This is a genomic window from Roseburia sp. OF03-24, assembly GCF_003463035.1.
Lineage (GTDB): Bacteria > Bacillota > Clostridia > Lachnospirales > Lachnospiraceae > Roseburia > Roseburia rectibacter.
The window spans coordinates 1-17,053 of sequence record NZ_QSCK01000032.1; the positions used below are offsets into that span (position 1 = coordinate 1).

The 17,053-nt window shown below is 37.6% G+C and carries 24 protein-coding genes; 8 read left to right on the forward strand and 16 right to left on the reverse strand.

The features are described from left to right. Window positions 1-77: 77 nt before the first annotated feature. The 4 genes from lspA (at window position 78) to dtd (ending at window position 2,908) form a co-directional block, all read left to right on the forward strand. Window positions 78-602 (forward strand): signal peptidase II, encoded by a 525-nt coding sequence (gene lspA / locus DXA60_RS14840; protein ID WP_117922138.1) that lies wholly within the window; start codon window positions 78-80, stop codon window positions 600-602. A gap of 48 nt (window positions 603-650) precedes the next feature. Then, a complete protein-coding gene (locus tag DXA60_RS14845) occupies window positions 651-1,583 on the forward strand; it encodes an RluA family pseudouridine synthase (RefSeq protein WP_117922139.1) in 933 nt (310 codons plus the stop codon). A 69-nt stretch (window positions 1,584-1,652) separates the two neighbouring features. Further along, window positions 1,653-2,282, forward strand: coding sequence for a cytidylate kinase-like family protein (locus DXA60_RS14850; protein ID WP_117922140.1), 630 nt, complete (start codon window positions 1,653-1,655; stop codon window positions 2,280-2,282). Between the two features lie 173 nt (window positions 2,283-2,455). After that, window positions 2,456-2,908 carry a D-aminoacyl-tRNA deacylase gene (gene dtd, locus DXA60_RS14855; protein ID WP_117922141.1) on the forward strand — a complete coding sequence of 151 codons (453 nt, stop codon included), beginning with the start codon at window positions 2,456-2,458 and terminating at the stop codon, window positions 2,906-2,908. Window positions 2,909-3,196: 288 nt separating this feature from the next. On the opposite strand, the gene DXA60_RS14860 is transcribed toward dtd, so the two are convergent. From DXA60_RS14860 to DXA60_RS14890, 8 genes are all read right to left on the reverse strand, one after another. Continuing rightward, entirely contained in the window at window positions 3,197-3,547 is a 351-nt protein-coding gene (locus DXA60_RS14860) for a hypothetical protein (RefSeq protein ID WP_117922142.1), read from the reverse strand. Window positions 3,548-3,805: 258 nt separating this feature from the next. After that, a complete protein-coding gene (locus DXA60_RS14865; RefSeq protein WP_117922143.1) occupies window positions 3,806-4,078 on the reverse strand; it encodes a hypothetical protein in 273 nt (90 codons plus the stop codon). Continuing rightward, window positions 4,075-5,244, reverse strand: a complete 1,170-nt coding sequence (locus tag DXA60_RS14870; RefSeq protein WP_147345399.1) for a hypothetical protein — start codon at window positions 5,242-5,244, stop codon at window positions 4,075-4,077. Before DXA60_RS14870 ends, DXA60_RS14865 begins: the two co-directional genes overlap by 4 nt. Beyond that, window positions 5,147-5,911 (reverse strand): hypothetical protein, encoded by a 765-nt coding sequence (locus DXA60_RS14875; protein ID WP_117922145.1) that lies wholly within the window; start codon window positions 5,909-5,911, stop codon window positions 5,147-5,149. The genes DXA60_RS14870 and DXA60_RS14875 overlap by 98 nt, the downstream gene beginning before the upstream one ends. Window positions 5,912-5,922: 11 nt before the next feature. Then, window positions 5,923-6,057 carry a hypothetical protein gene (locus DXA60_RS19460; protein ID WP_278336455.1) on the reverse strand — a complete coding sequence of 45 codons (135 nt, stop codon included), beginning with the start codon at window positions 6,055-6,057 and terminating at the stop codon, window positions 5,923-5,925. Continuing rightward, the gene (locus DXA60_RS14880) at window positions 6,054-6,749 is read right to left on the reverse strand and encodes an ATP-binding protein (protein ID WP_117922146.1); all 696 of its coding nucleotides are present in this window, start codon (window positions 6,747-6,749) and stop codon (window positions 6,054-6,056) included. Before DXA60_RS14880 ends, DXA60_RS19460 begins: the two co-directional genes overlap by 4 nt. 51 nt (window positions 6,750-6,800) lie before the next feature. Beyond that, window positions 6,801-6,950, reverse strand: a complete 150-nt coding sequence (locus DXA60_RS14885) for a hypothetical protein (protein WP_199536236.1) — start codon at window positions 6,948-6,950, stop codon at window positions 6,801-6,803. An 86-nt stretch (window positions 6,951-7,036) separates the two neighbouring features. Further along, window positions 7,037-7,288: a hypothetical protein gene (locus DXA60_RS14890; protein ID WP_117922147.1), complete on the reverse strand. Its 252-nt coding sequence runs from the start codon at window positions 7,286-7,288 to the stop codon at window positions 7,037-7,039. A gap of 308 nt (window positions 7,289-7,596) precedes the next feature. Here DXA60_RS14890 and DXA60_RS14895 point away from each other — a divergent pair, with 308 nt between their 5' ends. Next, a complete protein-coding gene (locus DXA60_RS14895; protein ID WP_117922148.1) occupies window positions 7,597-7,812 on the forward strand; it encodes an Arc family DNA-binding protein in 216 nt (71 codons plus the stop codon). Between the two features lies 1 nt (window position 7,813). Here the strand turns inward: DXA60_RS14895 and DXA60_RS14900 are convergent, their stop codons facing one another. Next, on the reverse strand, window positions 7,814-8,800 hold the full coding sequence (locus DXA60_RS14900) for a replication protein (protein WP_117922149.1): 987 nt from the start codon (window positions 8,798-8,800) through the stop codon (window positions 7,814-7,816). 554 nt (window positions 8,801-9,354) lie between these two features. On the opposite strand from DXA60_RS14900, the gene DXA60_RS14905 reads away from it, so the two are divergent. Together DXA60_RS14905 and DXA60_RS14910 are read left to right on the forward strand one after the other, a co-directional pair. Continuing rightward, window positions 9,355-10,089 (forward strand): tRNA 2-thiocytidine biosynthesis TtcA family protein, encoded by a 735-nt coding sequence (locus DXA60_RS14905; protein ID WP_117922150.1) that lies wholly within the window; start codon window positions 9,355-9,357, stop codon window positions 10,087-10,089. Window positions 10,090-10,175: 86 nt separating this feature from the next. Then, window positions 10,176-11,225 carry a tyrosine-type recombinase/integrase gene (locus DXA60_RS14910; RefSeq protein WP_117922151.1) on the forward strand — a complete coding sequence of 350 codons (1,050 nt, stop codon included), beginning with the start codon at window positions 10,176-10,178 and terminating at the stop codon, window positions 11,223-11,225. Window positions 11,226-11,368: 143 nt separating this feature from the next. Here DXA60_RS14910 and DXA60_RS14915 read toward each other — a convergent pair whose 3' ends face one another. Together DXA60_RS14915 and DXA60_RS14920 are read right to left on the reverse strand one after the other, a co-directional pair. Continuing rightward, window positions 11,369-12,094, reverse strand: coding sequence for a lysophospholipid acyltransferase family protein (locus DXA60_RS14915; RefSeq protein ID WP_117922152.1), 726 nt, complete (start codon window positions 12,092-12,094; stop codon window positions 11,369-11,371). Between the two features lie 142 nt (window positions 12,095-12,236). After that, window positions 12,237-12,572: a hypothetical protein gene (locus DXA60_RS14920; protein ID WP_117922153.1), complete on the reverse strand. Its 336-nt coding sequence runs from the start codon at window positions 12,570-12,572 to the stop codon at window positions 12,237-12,239. 222 nt (window positions 12,573-12,794) lie between these two features. Here DXA60_RS14920 and lexA point away from each other — a divergent pair, with 222 nt between their 5' ends. Then, window positions 12,795-13,412, forward strand: a complete 618-nt coding sequence (gene lexA, locus DXA60_RS14925) for a transcriptional repressor LexA (RefSeq protein ID WP_117922154.1) — start codon at window positions 12,795-12,797, stop codon at window positions 13,410-13,412. A 124-nt stretch (window positions 13,413-13,536) separates the two neighbouring features. On the opposite strand, the gene rsfS is transcribed toward lexA, so the two are convergent. From rsfS to obgE, 5 genes are all read right to left on the reverse strand, one after another. Further along, on the reverse strand, window positions 13,537-13,884 hold the full coding sequence (gene rsfS / locus DXA60_RS14930; protein ID WP_006856091.1) for a ribosome silencing factor: 348 nt from the start codon (window positions 13,882-13,884) through the stop codon (window positions 13,537-13,539). Between the two features lie 78 nt (window positions 13,885-13,962). Next, window positions 13,963-14,541 carry a bis(5'-nucleosyl)-tetraphosphatase (symmetrical) YqeK gene (gene yqeK / locus DXA60_RS14935; RefSeq protein WP_117922189.1) on the reverse strand — a complete coding sequence of 193 codons (579 nt, stop codon included), beginning with the start codon at window positions 14,539-14,541 and terminating at the stop codon, window positions 13,963-13,965. An 89-nt stretch (window positions 14,542-14,630) separates the two neighbouring features. Beyond that, window positions 14,631-15,275: a nicotinate-nucleotide adenylyltransferase gene (gene nadD, locus DXA60_RS14940; RefSeq protein WP_117922155.1), complete on the reverse strand. Its 645-nt coding sequence runs from the start codon at window positions 15,273-15,275 to the stop codon at window positions 14,631-14,633. Between the two features lies 1 nt (window position 15,276). Next, window positions 15,277-15,573, reverse strand: coding sequence for a ribosome assembly RNA-binding protein YhbY (gene yhbY, locus DXA60_RS14945; RefSeq protein WP_117922156.1), 297 nt, complete (start codon window positions 15,571-15,573; stop codon window positions 15,277-15,279). A gap of 57 nt (window positions 15,574-15,630) precedes the next feature. After that, entirely contained in the window at window positions 15,631-16,914 is a 1,284-nt protein-coding gene (obgE, locus tag DXA60_RS14950; protein WP_117922157.1) for a GTPase ObgE, read from the reverse strand. Window positions 16,915-17,053 lie beyond the last annotated feature (139 nt).

The window sequence follows — 17,053 nt, forward strand, 5'->3', positions numbered from 1 at the left end:
TTTGAGGGCTAATACCAAACCACCAGTTGAACTGGTGGTTGCTGACTTAAAATTATTTTCAAAGAAACGAGGACTCAATGAATCAGCAATCCAAAACTATTTTAAAAAAAGCTATTATTGGTATTTTATGTTCAGTTATTCTGATATTGTTAGACCAGTTTACAAAACATCTTGCAGTAAAGCACCTGAAAGATCAGATGCCTGTTGTTTTATGGAAAAATGTTTTTGAACTCAGTTATTTAGAGAACCGTGGTGCAGCTTTTGGTATCCTTCAGGGAAAACAGTGGCCACTTATCATTTTCACAGTGATTGTTTTAATGATTATCATATATTTATATCTGATGCGTATTCCATCCGAAAAGCATTTCGGATTACTCAATGTAATCGCCATTCTGTTTTTTGGCGGTGCGATCGGTAACTTTATTGACCGGGTCATGCAGGGATATGTTGTTGATTTTTTCTATTTCAGGCTGATCGATTTCCCTGTATTCAACGTTGCAGATATATACGTGACTGTGGCTGCAATACTTTTAATATTATGTCTGTTATTTTATAAAGAAGAAGATTTTGAACGTATTCTTCCGGCAAAAAAGAAAAAATAACAATATCTGCATGCCAGAAATACCGTATCAGACAAGAATGGAGTATTTATGAAACAGGAAACTTTCGAAATAGAGGCAGAATATGAAGGAGAACGCTTAGATAAATATCTAAGCGTTATTTTTGAGCAGTCTGAGAGTACTTCAAATGCACCTTCACGTTCTTTTTTTCAAAAATTAATCAAAGATGGACATGTAACAGTAAATGATTCCCAGGAAAAGGCAAATTATCGTCTGCATATGGATGATCTTGTATGTGTGGAAATTCCCGATGCTGTAGAAACACCGATCCTCCCGGAAAATATTCCTCTTGATATTTTATATGAAGATGATGATCTTCTCGTTGTCAATAAACCGAAAGGAATGGTTGTTCATCCATCCGCAGGCCATTATTCAGGTACTTTGGTCAATGCAGTCATGTTTCACTGTAAGGACAGTCTTTCAGGCATTAACGGTGAAATACGTCCGGGAATCGTACACAGGATCGATATGGACACAACCGGTTCACTGATTGTATGCAAAAATGATGAAAGCCACGTTAAAATTGCCGAACAGATCAAAGAACACAGTGTCAACCGCAGATACCGCGGTATTGTATATGGCGTTGTAACGGATGATGAAGGGACGATCAATGCTCCGATCGGCAGACATCCGACCAACCGGAAGAAGATGGCAATCAATGAAAAGAATGGGAAACCTGCGATCACACATTATAAAGTACTGGAACGTTTTTCAAATTATACTTACATGGAATTCAAATTAGAAACTGGCAGAACCCATCAGATCCGCGTACATATGGCAAGTATCGGTCATCCATTGCTTGGAGATACCGTATATTCCAGTGGAAAAAGTCCATTTAAGACGCAGGGTCAGACACTCCATGCCATGACTATTGGTTTTGTACATCCGTGCACGAATGAATACATGGAAATATCGGCTCCACTTCCGGAATATTTTTTGAAAATATTAAAAAGTTTGCATTAAATTTCGAAAAATTATTTTATTTTTCGAGAAAGTGTAGTATAATTATACAAAAGAAAGTGAGGGATTTTTATGTCAAATAAGATATATACCATTGGACGTGAATTTGGAAGCGGAGGTAAAGCAGTCGGTGAGGCGCTTGCTGACAGACTTGGTATCGAATTATACGATAAAGAATTATTACAGCAGGCGGCAAAAGACAGTGGTTTTTGCGAAGAAATTTTTGAAAATCATGATGAAAAACCAACCAGCAGTTTTTTATATTCACTGGTTATGGATACATATTCCGTTGGAAGTTATAATTCTTCACCATTTTTGGATATGCCATTGAACCATAAAGTATTCCTTGCACAGTTTGAAACGATCAAAAAGATTGCAGATCGTGAATCCTGTGTTATCGTCGGCAGATGTGCGGATTATGCACTGGCAGATTATACGGACTGCATCAACATTTTTATTCATGCAGATATGGAGAAACGTATCAAAGCTGTCAGCAAACGTCTGAATATCACAGAGAACAAGGCGAAAGATCTGATCCAGAAAAAGGATAAACAGCGTGCCAGCTATTACAATTATTATTCCAGCAAACGCTGGGGCGATTCCAACAGCTATCATTTGACTCTTGATGCAGGAAAACTTGGTATTGATGGATGTGTCGATATGATTTTAAAATTCCGTGAAATTATGGATGCACAGAAATAAAATACGAAAAAGAATATGCTTAATATAATTTTTATCCTCATCAAAGCCTTTTTACTTTGATGAGGATATTTGATTTTTTAATGTAGAAAAGTGTATGCAGATCATCCGAAATATGTTAAATTTTTAATAGAATTTTTTTATAAAAAACGAAGAAAAGGGAGTAACTACAGATTATGAGACTCATAGTACAGCGTGTAAGCACAGCTACATGTCGGGTAGATGACCGGATAACAGGAACTATTCAGAAAGGTTTTATGGTGTTAATCGGTATATCTGATTCTGACACAAAAGAGATTGCAGATAAAATGATAAAAAAACTAATTGGACTTCGTATTTTTGAAGATTCTGAAGGAAAGACAAATTTATCATTGCAGGATGTTGCAGGAAGCCTGTTATTAATATCACAGTTTACTTTATATGCAAATTGCAAAAAAGGAAACAGACCGTCTTTTATAGGTGCTGGCAAACCAGATATGGCAAAGGAACTTTATAACTACATTATTGATAATTGTAAGAAACAGGTACCAATTGTAGAACAGGGAATTTTTGGGGCAGACATGAAAATTTCTCTTGTAAATGATGGACCTTTTACAATCATTCTTGATTCTGATGAAATCGTTGGGTAAAGATTTATTGTATCAGACACAAATTTCGTATGTATCAGAGTATCAATGTTTTATGTATTGGTAATTTTATATGTTCGCAAAACACAAGTTTAACGAATAGTTATTACACATCCGCACATCACGCCTATAGTTTGCCTGCGGCAATTTTTGCAAGGCATTGCAAAAACAACGGGTGCTACTTTAGCGCATGGCATACGGTAAAATCCGGCAACATCAGACAAGGGAGCACCCTCCAAAATCACGCCTAAAAAAAACAGGGGAAACCGGAAACACCGGCGCCCCTTTAAATTATTTACGTCGTTTATCTTTATTTTCTTCCAGTTCACTGATAAACCAGTCACGCCCGATTTTTTTTGCAGTGATATAACCACCACGGCGAGCCTTGGCGCGTGCATAAGACGCGTCAATGCCATTTTTAAACGCCCATTCAGTAAGTGGAATATCTCTACCAGTTTCCATTTCCAAAGTCACTTGTGAATGTGCTTCTTGATCAACATCACGGCTATATTCAAAGGCTACCAAAGAATAAGCGTCCTCTAAACATTTTACATTATCCGGGACCCAGTCAATATAAATTTTCTTAATTGATTCCAAAACTTTCAAACAACTTTCATAGTCTGCACTTGTCAAATATCCCATATAACTTTCCTCTCTTTCTTTTGATATATTTATTATATACCGCTAGAGGGAGAATGTCAAGCAAATAATGCACCGCTAGAGGGAGAATATTGCACAAATATATCATGTACTTTTTGTGCAAAATTCCGGTTATTTTCCCGAATTTAAACAGCTAAAAATTATAATACTACGCCGAGGAAAATAACCATTAGAAAATGAAAGTCCGTTATAGAATTATCGGGTGCAAGCCAACACCGTTGGCATTTTGCACCCGATAATTCACTGAATACCCAAAAACGGTATTTTCTTAAGTATAAACATGATCATGCGCCATATTTTATCAAAATTTACAATTACAAGCACAACTGGTATCAGCCATTTAACCACGGATAAATCAACAAACACACTGAACAATCCAACCGCAGACGTCAACACACCGACCAATTCATCCAGTACACTCTGTATACCGGACGGTAATGTAGGCAAGCTTATAGGCGCAAAAACAAGTTTAAGTAATGCAAATATCAGTTCTAACAATCCCTTAATAATCATTGAGTCAACACCTCTTTCAATTTATTCTGTAATAACAAAAGAACCGCACCGACCATAATAATATCAGTCACAAAATAGATCTTTTGCTGAATCTCGGGCACTTGTTTGCTATATGCCGATAAACTAATAGTCTGTTTAGGAATAATATAAGTATCTTCCCACTTTAAACCGGGAAACACGATACCAGTATCAGTACCGGACGCACCTTTAATACCGTTAAGCAGTTTCACAAACATATCTATTGGTGTATAGAGCATGCCTAACTTATCAGAAAAAAATTTATTTAGGCGGTCAAAATAGTCTTTGAAATAGCCATCTTCAGGCACAAATACAGACACTAAAGCGTTAATCAATCCCGAAAAGAAGTTATTGAAAAAGGTTGTAATCTTGTTAAGCAAACCGGACATAATACCAGTTTGTTTTTTGCTTTCCTCTGTTTGCTGTTTGCTTTCATCAGTCTGTTTTTTCGCCTCTGCTAATTGGTCTTTAGACGTGTTATCAATATTATTCAATTTGCTTTCTATCGTTCCAGTCTGCTTACCTAAATCAGTAAGAACCGCCTTTACATTCTTAAATGTAAAAATACGGTCATAGTTAACCCCGAAAGCGTCCGTAACAGTAAATGAAATATGATCGACCATTTTCAAAGTAAACTTAGACGAAGCACTTTTCTCAATAAAAATTGTAGGTGACTTATCAGAACCAAAAGAATATTCCTGTCCACCAACTATAACATACCAATCTTTTCCAATACGATTAACCGTTAATTGTGAAGTATTATGTTTCGCACCATCTTTTATAGCGTCGTCATAAGAAAGTGCTAACTTATACCAATGTGTCGGATCGAGTTGATTAATACTATACGACTTTGAATATGTGATATCAAAATAATATGTCACACTGCCCGAATTAACGGTGCCGGAATCCGTACTAGCACCGCCAGTAATAGTTTTACCCGCATAAGTGAAACTTGTACTGCCCTCACGAACAGAAAAACTTTGTCTATTACCCGCCAATCTAAAAGACTTTTCGATATCAGCATTGGGATAAGTTTTAGTCGTTGCCGCTTTAACGTCTACGCAATCCAACACAACAGCGGAAAAAACTACGCAAAACGCTAAACACAACGGCAAAACCGAGGAAGAAAAGAAACGCCATACTTTCATTCGGTGTCACCCCCTGTCTCAAATCTGAATATTTTCCGAAACTGCCATAACTAAACGCCGGAACAGACGTTAAATTATAGGTTGTATAATCAACGTTATAAGATGAGGACGAACTGTACCGATAAATGTCAATACAGGGATAATTTCCTTGCACAACACTATCACTATCAATATCCAAATCATACACAAGACGATAATGCTCCACCCAGTAATCATTGTTATACGGAAATTCTCTACTACAAAAGCAGAGATAATCTGTATCGCCGAGATTAGAAAGAACACCCCTATAATAGTCAATATAATAGGCGGGCAACTGATAAGATACGCCGTCGTTAGAAGCATAACTGGCAATAGGCGAAACATCATTAGTAAGAACAACAGGAACACCCCCTAACTCATCATCCATCAATTTTTCTTCTGTATCATCATCCGAACGCACAACATAAACAGGAATACCACCCGTTTCCGTATCGTAAAGATCAGACAGACCAATATCCTCTATGCTTTCTTTTAATTCAGTATCGTCATTATCAATGCTATCAGCAGAAGTATCAACATGAGACTCCAAACCGTTTTCGCTATGTTCCGTATCAACCGTCCCAGTCTCGGCAGACTCCATAGAATCTTCCTCAACAGGTTGTAAATCATCCAAAACATTCTCATCCATGCCATACCCCCTTATTTAAAATCAATCTTACCACCAAACGCCATTTTCATGAACGTGGTTACAATCATTTCTCCGATTGCAAATGCCATGCCATAAGGAATAGCACCCTTAACAACTTCCGTGAATAACGCAATACCATCTATCATGTATACCTCTTCTTTCCTTGCCATTCGTTCCGATAACGTTTCATTTTTGCATATGTATCATAGCAATCATAAAGCACCGGAGAATGAAACCAAACATATGTTTTACTTGTTTCAGTTATCAACTTACCGTTTTCCTCATGACTTTTTGAACCATCAATCAAACGGTTAAACTGGAGAACTTTACAAAAGTTACTGCACAACACAACATTGCGAATTTGTTCACGGAACGGTTTAGCTAAACGCCCATAAACTTGCGTCGTACCTACGATCGTTTTTCTTTGTTTCCTTTGTTGTGAAACCTCTATCATAATATCAATATCAATATTCTTACTTTCCAATGAGTTGAACTCCAAGTGTATTTCATCAATCAGATAAATTACACCCAAGTAACCATTCTCAAGATTTTTCAAACAGTCAATGCCGTTATACTCAATAACTTGAGTCCCCGGCGGCAACCCCTTGATATCAACATTCGTGCACAAAATAGCTTGTGGATATGCATAGCAAAGTTTTTTAACATACTGCACCGCACTCAATGTTTTACCACTACCCTGTTCCCCACAAAATATCATCAATCCCTCGGGCTTGAAATAATCGGGATGTTCCGCAAGAAAAGCTGTATTGTGCTTTATTACTTTAAAAACATTAAAGGGATTCAATGAACCCTCTAAATATTGACCGCAAACACTCATATCACACCACCTTAAAAAATAAGAGGAGCGACCGCCCCTCTTAAACCAAACTTAGAATCTAAGTTTTCCCGATCTGAAAGCCGCCATCAGTGTACGTGCTAATTTACGAACACCCCACCACATGAACACAAGACCGATACCAGCACCAACGACACTTGCAAGCACACCCACGACAGTAGAAACACTAATCTGCCCTGTCATAGCTGTTAAAACGCTCGCCCAATCGGAAGCACTAACCGCACTAGATGCCGCAACAGTTGAACCAATAGGCATAATCCACACCCCCTTTACTTAAGTGATACATTTACAAGAAACGCACGACCACCAGACAGTTCATAATTGAACAATATTTCTTTTCCAATGTCGGACGGTTTCAACAAGTCAACCTGTTCTTTAGGCATAAAGATTTCATCCGTTTTCTGCCCTACACAACCATTCTCTTTTTCACGATCTGTTAAATCCTGCACAACGTTCACAACGCAATACGTTTCACCATTTTTCCTTGATACAAACTTACGATACCCAACTAACTTTGTCATGTCTTTTTTCCTCTCTTTCATTCTTTAAAGGGTAATTATTTAGTTATCAATGTTCGCTTGCGTTTAACCTTGAAATTTGATAAAATAGATATGCCAATATCAATATCAAAACAAAGTTCGGTTGCATATAGGTTACCATCCTGTTTTCCAATACTTGACGGTTTCCAATGCACCGACAACAACCATTCGAACATTAATAAGATGTTAACTAGTAGTTAACTGCCTTACAAGTATTATAATACACTACTATATAGCAGTTGTCAAGTAGTTAACTGCTAATTATATATTTTTTTTTCGAGGAATTTACTATGGGTAAAAATAAAACAAAAGTAACTGGTTTCAGAATAGAGGATGAATCCATACTTGAAAAACTAAATATCATTGCAAAAGAAAACTGCCGAACAAGAAATAAGGAAGTAGAATACGCACTAAAACAGTATGTAGAAAACTACGAACAAAACCACGGCAACATAAAAATTAGCATGCTTAAAAACGACGGAAAAATAGATACGGTTAACATGTAGCCTACTTGTCAAACACCGTCTTTTCATCATTAGACAATTTAATAAAGCCATCCATAAACTCTTTACATGTACCTGTATGTATCTTACCATCCTTAAATATACGCACCTCATGAATACGTCGGAGAAACGCACACCATGTTTCATACTGGTCACGTTGTAAATCTCTGTACTGGTCACGCAATGAGATATTCGATACAATATAGACTTTAGTAAAGCAAGCCTGTTTATTAGCATATCTACACCGCAATTCAACAGGATAGCCGTCTAAATAGTTGAGCATATCGCCTATGCGGAGACTAGAACGGAATTCCTCAAATACAATTACATCTTGCCCTTTATAGCCGTCAAAAGGATGTTCGTAGTCTGTCACACGGAACACATTAGAATAGCCATACTGCTCCATAATTGACCTTGTTTTTCCGCTCCCGGTATCTCCGTAAATATAAACGGTTGTAAGTTCACGCCAATCGTTTTTATATTTTTCTTCCAAGACCGTTTGACGTGCACGCTCAATTTTATCGAGATTAAGCAGATATTGCGGATTGCTTTCAATAATTTCATAATTTGTTAACCCCTCTTTTATCATGGCATATAGATCGTCTATATCGTTCCTATGCCCCTGTCGTTCAACAGGAAGTTCGCCCCATTCCTCTTGAGTATCTTCCACCCTAGTATCTTCTTTATCCGTATTCGACCATCTGCCACACTTAAAAACATAGTCTCTATTTTCGGAACTTGTACCCTTGCAAACATCAAAATGCGCACCATCAAACCGCTTTTTCATAGTGCTAAACCGGACAGCACCAGAGCAGACTAGAAAGATATGCGTGTGATACGTTCCACCCTCATGCCCGATTTCATCAGACATGCACCAGTACAAACACCCCTTGAACCCTTGTAAGATGGTTTTTAGTTTATCATGTTTGAATCCCTTTTCTTTAGGATTGTTAATAGTTACAAGCCATTTTCTAGATTGTACATCATTCATAATGCGACACCCCCATATTTATTTTGCGACTGCGACAGAAGTTAGTAAAGTCATGTCGCAAGTTCAAACCCTTATTTTATAAGGCATTAAATACGTTTTGCGACTGCGACAGAAGTCGGGGGTAATACTAACCCCGACTTACCCACTCACACCCTCAGACGTTCTCTGTATGCGCCTAAAAGACAAAATCTCCTACCCCTGTACGTCTACAGGCATTTTGCCACACTGTGAGGGGATAACCGATTTTGGCGCATAAAAATAGATAGAGCTTTTCGCCCTATCCCCCTAAAGTATTTTATAAAATTATCCGATTACATAACTAATTCGTTAAACTTTTATTTTTTAAATAGTGCTAAATACAGGCTTGCACGACAGGCGGTAGGATGTACAAGCCTAACGCACTATTCAAAAAATACTTTTCAGTTTAACGAATAGTTATGTTTGGAATCAGATGATACAGTTTGTCAACTCAATGTACGCTGTGTCGGCAACATTTCTCATCTGCATTTTTACTAAAAATATTGTATAATAAAGAAAGTTCAGGAGGCTTACATATGAAATTACAGCAATTATACAGCTATACCAGAAAAGCAATTGATGAATATCAAATGATCGAATCCGGCGACAGAATCGCCATTGGTATTTCCGGAGGTAAAGATTCTCTCACACTTTTATATGCATTGAGTGGTTTGCGCCGATTTTATCCCAAAAAGTTTGACTTGTTAGCTGTGTCAGTAAATCTCGGTTATGAAGATTTCGACCTCACTGCCGTATCAGACATATGTCGTGAACTTGATGTTCCATATCATATCGTTAACACAGAAATAGCTAAAATCATCTTCGAAGAACGTGATGAAAAGCCTTCCTGCTCCTTATGTGCGAAAATGCGCAAAGGAGCATTAAATCAGGCTATTAAGGAACTAGGCTGCAATAAAGTGGCATATGCACATCATATGGATGATGTGATCGAAACTGCATTTTTATCCATGATTTATGAAGGACGTTTTTATGTATTTCCTCCAAAAACTTATATGGCTGATTCTGATCTTACGATAATCCGTCCTCTGATCTATGTATCTGAAGCAGAGGTAAAAGGATTCCGAAATAAATATCATCTTCCAGTCGTAAAAAATCCCTGTCCAATGGATGGTAATACCAGACGTGAATATGTAAAACAGCTTATAAGACAGCTTAATTTGGACAATCCAGGTGTAGAAACCAAACTTTTTCATGCTATCTTAACCGGAAATATACCTGGATGGTCAATTATAAACAACGAACAAAATTAAACTTTATACAAAGTTGTATTCTTTACTCTCATACTTATTATGAAAATAAAATTTTTACTGTAAAGTGCGTAGAATGGAGACCTGCTATGAAAGAAAAAGCATATTATGAAACAATAAATGTAAAGAATGAAGTAAAATTACGAAAACTATTAGAGGCATTACCCCCTTTTTGCAAACAATTTTTTATCGGCATCGAAGCAACCAGCTCCTCCAGGACAAAAATTGCATATGCTTACGATATCGGCTGTTTCTTTGATTACCTGCATACAACAAATCCGATCTGTGCCAAAATGAATATTACTGAGTTTCCCATATCTATTTTAAATGAGATTACACCAATGGATATCGAAGAATATCTCTCTTATCTGAAATATTACGAAAAAGACGGAACGGAACATACAAATGATGAGGTTGGACTAAAACGAAAACTTTCTTCTTTACGCTCCTTTTATCATTACTATTATAAAAATGGACTGATTGAAGATGATCCTACAGTTAAAGTAGACATGCCTAAAATACATGAAAAGAATATCATCCGTCTGGATGTTGATGAGGTTGCAAAACTTCTTGATGAAGTAGAATCCGGTGAAAATCTTACTGCAAAGCAGCAACAATATCACGAAAAAACAAAAGTACGGGATCTTGCAATGATGACACTTCTGCTTGGAACAGGTATCCGTGTTTCAGAATGTGTTGGTCTTGATATGGAAGATGTTGATTTTAAAAATAATGGTATTAAGATTCACCGCAAAGGTGGCGCAGAGGTTGTTGTATATTTCGGAGATGAGGTTCGCAAAGCACTTATGGATTACTTTGTGGAACGTCAGAAAGTTACTGCAGCTGACGGAAGTATTAATGCCCTCTTTTTATCGCTTCAGAATAAACGCATGAGTGTGCGAACTGTTGAAAATATGGTAAAAAAATACTCCAAACTGGTAACAACCTTAAAACATATTACACCGCATAAACTCCGCAGTACCTATGGTACGTCACTCTATCGGGAAACCGGTGATATTTATCTGGTTGCGGATGTTCTTGGCCATAAAGACGTCAATACTACCCGCAAACACTACGCTGCTCTTGATGATGAAAGGCGAAGAAGTGCTGCTAAGTATGTCAAGTTAAGGGAAGTTTAACTGATAGAATATACAAGTATATAGATGAATCATGAGAATAAATACGAAAGACATTTTGTAACGCGATTATTATTGAAATGATATGATACAAAAGTGTTATCCGTTCAAGAACTATATAACACTTTTGTACAATATCCAGAATTTTACATCTCCGGCAACAGAATACTGTTGATTTTTTCTTGAATCCTGTGCTGCACCAGTTCTGCAATCTCATGTGTTTTCAAAGAACCGTATTCGTCAAATAAAATAGGTTTCAGATAATGTACCTGTGTTGTAACAGGTCCCAGATTAAAACTGTTAAAAACCTTATAGGAATCGATCAGAGCAACCGGTATGATCGGTGCTTTTGTCTTTAAAGCAATTTTAAAACTTCCTGCTTTAAAATCACATACATTATTACGATTATTAAAATCATATCCCCCTTCCGGGAAAAGAATATAACGTTTGCCCTGTTTGACATCTTCTGAAACTTCATTGATGATCGTAAGTGCCTGTCTTACATCTTTTTTATCAAGACGTTTTCCCTGCAGCAGATCAACAAATTCCCGGACAAGAATTGTATTGGACTTTGCGCGATCCATAACAATGGAACACGGATTTTTATGTGTATAGATAATACCAAGTGCATCATATTTTCCCTGATGATTCGGATACATCATATAACCACCCTCAGATGGGAGATTTTCCAATCCATATGCTTTTGTTTTAATTCCACCAGTCGTTTTCATAAGGCGGATCACGTGGCGCGCAAGCTCATATCGCTCTTCTTCTGAATATTTTTCAGGATGATCCGCTTCCTTTCGCATCTTTGGAATCATATATGGTGCCCTGAAAAGATTCATAAGAATTACATAAATAAACTTTAACATAACTTCAATGCTATCCTCCGTACCTGGCACAGAAACATCCTGAAAAATTCATTCTACCCAATGATGCTTTTTTGCCGAATGTAACTATTATAGCCTATTTTGAAGAAAAATACAACATTCTTACATATGGCTCCGTCAAGGTCTATTTTAAGTATTCTGCTGAATAATATGGTACCGTCAGATATTCCCCCTCATGGATGTCATCCGGGAAAACATGATTGATCGTACATACTTCTTCTATATACTCTGAAGTATCTTTATAATCATCTGTCATATATATCCCCGCAATGTCACTCAATGTCTGTCCCGGTATGATCTGTATGCTGGTGTAATATTTATAAGTAGTACTCGATTCACCGGCTGCCTGCGCACGGATAGTACCAAAACATGTAAAGCAGATAATTCCAAATAATACCATTGATAATGCGATCAAAAAAACTGGTTTCTGATTCTTCCTATTCTCTCTTATGCTTCTCATAAATAACCTCCATCTAATGCGAACATCTGTTGCGAACAACTGTTTGTATATCTGTATCATAATACACGAACATTTGTTTGTCAATAATAAAATCGAACAAATTTTCGGAATATATGTTTGCATTTCTGTTTGTAATATGATAGAATAAATAATAAACACAGGGCAGAATAATCCCTTTACAAATTGATGAAATATATTTTATCGTATAACAGGAGGCACTTTATGGCATATGGCAAAATCAGCAGTAAGCAGCAAGAAATATTAGAATATATCAAGCAGGAAATTTTAAACAAGGGTTATCCTCCTGCTGTTCGCGAGATCTGTGAAGCAGTTCATCTGAAGTCAACCTCTTCTGTTCATTCACACCTTGAGACACTTGAGAAGAATGGCTATATCCGAAGAGACCCTACAAAACCACGTGCAATCGAGATTATTGATGACAATTTTAATTTAACCAGACGTGAAGTTGTTAATGTTCCTATCCTCGGTCAGGTAGCTGCTGGTCAGCCGTTACTTGCTGTTGAAAATATCGAAAATTACTTTCCGATTCCTACTGAGTTTATGCCGAATGCAGAAACATTTATGCTAAAGGTAAAAGGTGACAGTATGATCAATGCAGGAATATTTAATGGTGATAAGATTCTTGTACAGAAACAGTCTGACGCACAGAATGGAGATATTGTTGTTGCTCTTGTAGATGATTCTGCAACAGTAAAGACTTTTTATAAAGAAAATGGTCACTATCGCCTGCAGCCGGAAAATGACACCATGGATCCAATTATTGTAAACGAATGTTCGATCCTTGGAAAAGTATTCGGTATTATGCGATTTTTAAATTAAAGAGAAAAAGAAAAAATCACCAGCTTTTCATTATGATCTGGTGATTTTTTCTTCATATGAGATTTATATATGCAAAAATAGTTTCTATTTATAATATCTGATTACCTTTATAAAATTTTATCCCTTACAGTTCATCCACACTGATTTCTTTACCATCTTTCCAAATACGTTCCAGATCATAAAACAGTCTGTCTTCCTTTGAAAAAATATGAATAATGATATCATTATAATCCATCAGAATCCATGTAGATGACTGGTTACCTTCTACCTGTCGTACTTTAAGATCTGCTTTATACAAAGCCTCATCGACTGCATCGCGCATTGCCTGGATCTGGTTCTGATTCATTCCATCTGCAATGATAAAAAAATCTGCGATCGGTGAAATCTCACGGATATCAATTACTTTGACATCCTCTGCTTTTTTGTCTTCCAGTGCTTTTACTGCTATTTTACAATATTCTGCTGAAGTCATAAATTTACTCTCCTATTATTCTGTAGATTTTCCGGTACTGTTCACTCACAGTCAGGAATAGATTTAAGTTTCAAAATATTAATTATGATTTTTCCTGTACTGCCGGTAAAAATCATACGTCATCTTTGTCGTTGAATCAATGCTTCCACCACGGCTGGACAAATAAGCAAGCGTATCATGCAGTATTTCCGCCATACAGGCATCTAAATCCTCGAAGGCAATCTTTCTTATATAAGGAAGATTCTCAGCCTTATCGCGCCCAGGCTCAATATAATCTGCAATATAGATGATCTTATCTAAAAGGCTCATATCCGGCTCACCTGTCGTATGAACTTTGATCGCATGCAAAATCTGTGGATCAGACACCTCGTACACAGTTTCAGCCAAAAAGGCTCCTAATTTTGCATGTAAAAGATATGGGCTTTTGTATTCTACCGGATTGATCAGAATATGATTTTGCTCACACATTTCTATTTTCTGGTCATTCGGGATGCATTTTGCACAATCATGAAGTAACCCTGCAAGCATTGCCTTTTCCATGGAATACTCATGTGCCATGGCAAGACATCCTGCCGTATACATAACACCTTTTGTATGTTCGTAACGTCCTTTATCCAGTTCTTTTTTTAATTTTTTTCGAATTTCAATAAGTTCCATGATGCCCTCCATTCCTGCCCGTTTCACAATGAAAATACCATTTTCATCACAGGTCTGTGACATGGCATAAATCCTGTGTGCCTTATCCTCTATTTTTCTTCATATAAATGGCGTTTCTTAATATATGTCATTACTTTAGAAGGAATCAGGGATATATCTGTCTTTCCACATTTTAAAGCTGACCGGATCTCACTCGATGAAATATCTGTTTTTCCACCTGTAATTGGATAAATTTCAGCCGGAAACAATTTTTTCAGGGCAGAAATCTTTTCCTCAACTTCCGACAAATTCATATCATCACGTACCGCAGCCAGAATAACTGCCTTTTCGCAAATAATCTCTGGATGATACCATTTTTCAAGATAATCAAGTGAATCTGCACCCATAATAAAGAAAAATTTCATATCCGGATATATTTCTTCTAATTTTGTGAGCGTCAGATAAGTATAACTTGTCCCTTCCGCATCGACTTCAATTCGCGAAAGTTTAAAATATGGGATATCGCAGATAGCCAGCTCTGTCATTTCTGCCCGGATGTCTGCGGCTGTCATTTTATTTTCATCTTTATTTGGTGAATGACCTGCCGGAATAAACCATACCTCATCTAATGCAAATTCTTCATATGCACTCTGTGCAATATTTAAATGTCCCTTATGAATCGGATCAAAAGAACCGCCTAAGATACCAATTTTCTTTAAGTGCTTTTGTCCGACCCTGCACTCTGCTTCTAACATATCAGCCTGGCAGCTCGTACTTGGTATTTTTCTTTGCCTGACGGAATAAAATGATTTTCTTTCCAATTACTTTTACAACATCAGAATGTGTTCGTTCTGCTGTCATTGCAGCGATTTCCCTCGGATCATCGATACAGTTTTTTAATACAGCTACTTTGATGAGTTCTCTCTTTTCTAAGGCTTCATCCAACGCCGTGATGATCTCCGGCGTAAGGCTTGCTTTTCCGATATGAAAAATCGGATCCATTGTACTTGCACACCCACCAAGGTATGCGCGCTGTTTACTTGTTAATGCCATAACGTTCCTCATTTCCGCACCGTTTCCCAGTGCCATTAATATCACATCAGTTTCTTATTATTTATAATAATCAAATTCAAATCCATACATACGCACAGTATCACCATCTTCGATTCCCTGAGTTTCTAATTCTTTTAGGATGCCCTGTTCTTTCATAAATTTCTGGAAGAATAAAAATCCTTTTTCGGAATCGATATTGGTATAACCAAGCATTTTTTCAATCTTTGGTCCCTCAATCTCAAATGCTCCGTCTGCCGCCTGTGAAATCGTGTAAGGCTCATCCTTAAAGAATCGTAATGCCGGATCAAACTCAGGTTCATAGATCACCGGTTCACTGCTGCAGTGATCAAGCAATTCCTGTACGTGATACAGTAACTCTTTTAAGCCCTTTCCACTGACTGCCGAGATTGGGAATACACGGATTCCGTCTTTTTCAAACTCCTGTCTTAAAGACTGGACGATCTCATTCTCATCACCGTACACGGCATCCATCTTGTTTGCTGCAATCACCTGCGGCTTTTCTAAAAGTTTCGGATCATATGCCTCTAACTCTTTCATGATAGCACGGATATCTGCAATTGGATCACGTCCTTCCGTTCCAGCTGCATCGACCACATGGATCATAACTTTTGTACGCTCAATATGGCGTAAAAACTCAAGTCCAAGTCCGACACCTTCAGACGCACCTTCAATAAGTCCTGGAATATCTGCGATGACAAATCCCTTTGCACCGTCTAAGTCTACAACTCCAAGATTTGGCTGCAGGGTTGTAAAATGGTAATTCGCGATCTTCGGCTGTGCATTGGTGACTCTTGACAATAACGTTGATTTTCCGACATTTGGAAATCCGACCAGCCCGACATCTGCGATTACCTTTAACTCTAGCTTTACTTCAAGTTCGATCGCATCTCCACCAGGCTGCGCATATTTCGGTGCCTGCATGGTAGAAGTTGCAAAATGCTGGTTTCCAAGACCGCCACGGCCACCTTTTAAAATTACCTGCCTGCGGTTATCGCCGGACATATCAGCGATCACTTTTCCGGATTCTGCATCTTTAATTACAGTTCCAGCAGGAACCTTTAAGATCAGATCCTCCCCATTCTTACCATGGCAGTTACGTTTTCCGCCCTCTTCTCCAGGCTGTGCGGCAAATTTTCTTCTGTGACGGTAATCAGTAAGTGTATTTAATCCGTCGTCAACCACGAATACAATATCACCGCCGCGTCCGCCGTCTCCGCCATCCGGACCACCATCCGGTACATATTTTTCCCTGCGGAAACTAACATGACCGTCTCCGCCTTTTCCTGATTTTATAATAATTGTTGCTCTGTCTGCAAACATATTTTTCTACCTCAAATTTAACAAAAACATATACATAAAGCCGTTATCATCATAACCTCTGGTACATGTAAATTATCTGTCACATTCTTAATACAAATAGAACCCGGCTATTACATCCATCTGCGATGGATGTGCCATC